The organism is Haladaptatus sp., assembly GCF_049589095.1.
Lineage (GTDB): Archaea > Halobacteriota > Halobacteria > Halobacteriales > Haladaptataceae > Haladaptatus.
Genome location: NZ_JBAWAC010000558.1, coordinates 1 through 2,782, shown reverse-complemented (window position 1 = coordinate 2,782; position 2,782 = coordinate 1). Strand labels below are relative to the sequence as shown.

The window sequence follows — 2,782 nt, the reverse complement described above, 5'->3', positions numbered from 1 at the left end:
CGACATTTCATCGGTACGTTCCCATTTGTGTCCGTTTCCCGTCCGTTGGCACGATCTAAGCGACCATTGAACCGACTCCCACGACGACACACACGTTCGAACGATCGTCCGTCGGTCGTTCCGACGCAGTCGCCGGGAGTACTCCGGAACACACCCAACCTCCAATAGCTCCCCGTTCAAATAATTACCCGTGAGGACAGCAATGTACACGAAAATGGAGGAATCACTTATCGATCGTCAAAAGGACGGACGGATCACATGGTAGACGAACCGGACCCACAGGTGCAGAACGTCCTCTCGCTGCTCTCCCAATCCACGGCCGCCCGGTTACAGGGTCGCGGCCTCACGGTTTCGGCCGCCCGCTCGATGATGGAGGAGCGGCCGACCCTCGCCCAACCGGAATCGGTCGGGAAGATCGAGGAGTTCGAGATCGAAGGCCCGGACGAGCCGATTCCGGTTCGACTGTATCAACCCGACGGTGATGGCGATAACCGACCACTGGTGGTGTACTACCACGGCGGCGGGTTCGTGCTGGGCGACTTGGACGGCGTGGACCCCATCTGTCGGCGACTCGTGAACGAAGCCGACTGCGTCGTCCTGTCCGTTGAGTACCGACTCGCGCCGGAACACCCCTTCCCGGCCGGGTTCGAGGACGCCTACGCCGCCGCCGCGTGGGCGAGCGAACAGGCCGCCGTCCTCGGCGTCGATTCCGACAAAATCGCCGTCGCTGGCGACAGTGCAGGTGGGAACTTCGCGGCCGCCGTCGCGCTGGCCGCTCGGGACCGCGGCGGCCCCGATCTCGCCCACCAACTGCTCATCTATCCGGTCGTCCGCTCGCCGGTCCAACCGGCACCGGATTCTATCGAGGAGAACGCCACGGGCTACCTGCTCGAAGCTGACACGATGGAGTGGTTCGAGGAACAGTACTTCGCCCGCCCCTCGGACGCGCGAAACGAGTACGCCCATCCACTGCTGGCCCGCGACCTCTCCGGTCTCGCACCGGCGACTGTCGTAACTGCCGGTTTCGATCCGCTCCGCGACGAGGGAATCGCCTACGCCGACCGACTCGCGGAGGACGGCGTGCCGGTCGAGCACCGCAACTACGAGGCGATGATCCACGGCTTTGCGAGCATGGTCGGCGCCGTGGACAGGACCGACGAATTTCTGGCTTACGCTGGCGCACGGTTACGGGACGCGTTCGAGGAATAAGATCAGTCGAGCAGTTCCAGCGCGTCCACGACGCGCTGGATCATCTTTCGCTGGCCGCGTCGCAGGTTCTTCGAAACGGCCGGTTTCGAGACGCCGAACTCGTCGGCCAGCGTGCCGAGCGTCGCGGAACGCGGACTCTGGAAGTAGCCGTCCCGAACCGCGTGTTCCAGCGTCTCGCGCTCGACGTCCGAGAGGTCACGACAGCCGTCGATGAGCGTCATCGCGGCCCCGGCGTTCTGTACGAGGTTCTGGAGGTCGGGGAGGTCGGTCGTCTCGCGTGACACCACGTCGAACTCATTCTTCCATTCGAGTTCCGAGAGCGCGCCGTTGGCCACGTCCTCGTGGTCGAAGCCGACGTGCCACAACTCGTGGCCGTCCTCGATGTAGAACGGGCCGGTGATGTAGCCGTCGTGGTTTCTGATCGCTTCCATCGCCTCCGTCTGTCCGATGACGGTACGGATGTGCGCGACGTTGTCCCGCTTCGACAGCAGCGAACAGCCGTGCATGTTGTCGTGTTCGCGGAGGGCCTGCAACCCGTGGTCGAGTTCGTTCCTGTCTTCCCCCTCCACGACCAGTCGCGTCTCCAACTCCTCCGCCGAGCGGTCGAAATCCCAGTGGACGGCGGAGTACGTCACCCCGTAGTCGTCCGAGGTGTCGATGAACGGGCAGTCGTACTGCTCCATGTCCATCGTGAGGTCTATCATTATCGTTGACTCTGTTACCGCGAACCATACGTAAGACGAGTTAAAATAGTTTTCTTATCTGTTGAAGGGAGATGATTACTGACAGTCGATTTCCGAGCGAGGCAATCGAGGACTGTCGGGGAGTCGTATCGAAGTCCAAACGAAACTAGGAATCGTTCTTCGGCGTTTTCCATTCGTTTCGGCGGAGATAGACGGTCATGAGCCCAAACGCCAGGCCACCCATACCACCAATGAACAACTGGTGAGATCCCTGTTTGTCGAAGAGGAGCATCCCGATAGCTGCCCAGATGACAGCCCAAATCACGACCATGACCGGAACGAAAACCCACGGGTTTTGGAGGTTGAATTCCACCATACCGAACATTTGTTTTACACAATCATATAACTGTTGAAAGATGGAGGTTTACACCGAATCGTTCACTCTTGAAGCCCCTTCCCCACCGAAATTCTGCAGGAACGGAAACGTCGGCGGCGCTCCAGAAAAGCCGACAACTCTCACGCGGATCAACTACGTCGATATCCGTTGTCTTATCCATCGTTCGAGGATGAAGACGAGGGAGAGAAGGAACCCCGTCTGGGCACCCGAAACCACCCGATCGGCCGGGGTATCCGAAAACAGGAGACCGACGAGTAGCCACGTCACCATTCCGAAGACGATCATACCGGGTATGAATATCGACGGGGTTTCCGGGCGCATCGCCTTCATGAACGTCACATTATCATCAACGGCCTAACCAGTATTGGTGTCCTTGAATTCGAACCGTTCGCCAATTTCGGCGAAACGAAAACCCGTCTACTCCTCGCCGAATTCCGCCTTCACGGCTTCCCGGTCGATCTTCGACGGTCCGGACATCGGCATTTCATCGACG

Annotated in this window: 4 protein-coding genes; 2 read left to right on the top strand and 2 right to left on the bottom strand. The window is 59.9% G+C overall.

All coding sequences use genetic code 11. The features are described from left to right. Positions 1–258: 258 nt before the first annotated feature. Positions 259–1,209 carry an alpha/beta hydrolase gene (locus WBV42_RS17645; protein WP_423987188.1) on the top strand — a complete coding sequence of 317 codons (951 nt, stop codon included), beginning with the start codon at positions 259–261 and terminating at the stop codon, positions 1,207–1,209. Between the two features lie 2 nt (positions 1,210–1,211). On the opposite strand, the gene WBV42_RS17640 is transcribed toward WBV42_RS17645, so the two are convergent. Then, complete coding sequence (locus WBV42_RS17640; RefSeq protein WP_423987187.1) at positions 1,212–1,913, bottom strand: helix-turn-helix domain-containing protein; 702 nt, start codon at positions 1,911–1,913, stop codon at positions 1,212–1,214. Between the two features lie 145 nt (positions 1,914–2,058). Beyond that, a complete protein-coding gene (locus tag WBV42_RS17635; RefSeq protein ID WP_423987186.1) occupies positions 2,059–2,268 on the bottom strand; it encodes a hypothetical protein in 210 nt (69 codons plus the stop codon). A 40-nt stretch (positions 2,269–2,308) separates the two neighbouring features. On the opposite strand from WBV42_RS17635, the gene WBV42_RS17630 reads away from it, so the two are divergent. Next, positions 2,309–2,647 carry a hypothetical protein gene (locus WBV42_RS17630; RefSeq protein WP_423987185.1) on the top strand — a complete coding sequence of 113 codons (339 nt, stop codon included), beginning with the start codon at positions 2,309–2,311 and terminating at the stop codon, positions 2,645–2,647. The last annotated feature ends 135 nt before the right edge of the window (positions 2,648–2,782 follow it).

Excerpts from the sequence above, each read along its gene's own strand:
- WBV42_RS17645 (WP_423987188.1), top strand. The coding sequence starts at position 259 with ATGGTAGACGAACCGGACCCACAGGTGCAGAACGTCCTCTCGCTGCTC.
- WBV42_RS17640 (WP_423987187.1), bottom strand. The coding sequence starts at position 1,913 with ATGATAGACCTCACGATGGACATGGAGCAGTACGACTGCCCGTTCATC.
- WBV42_RS17630 (WP_423987185.1), top strand. The coding sequence starts at position 2,309 with ATGGAGGTTTACACCGAATCGTTCACTCTTGAAGCCCCTTCCCCACCG.
- WBV42_RS17635 (WP_423987186.1), bottom strand. The coding sequence starts at position 2,268 with ATGGTGGAATTCAACCTCCAAAACCCGTGGGTTTTCGTTCCGGTCATG.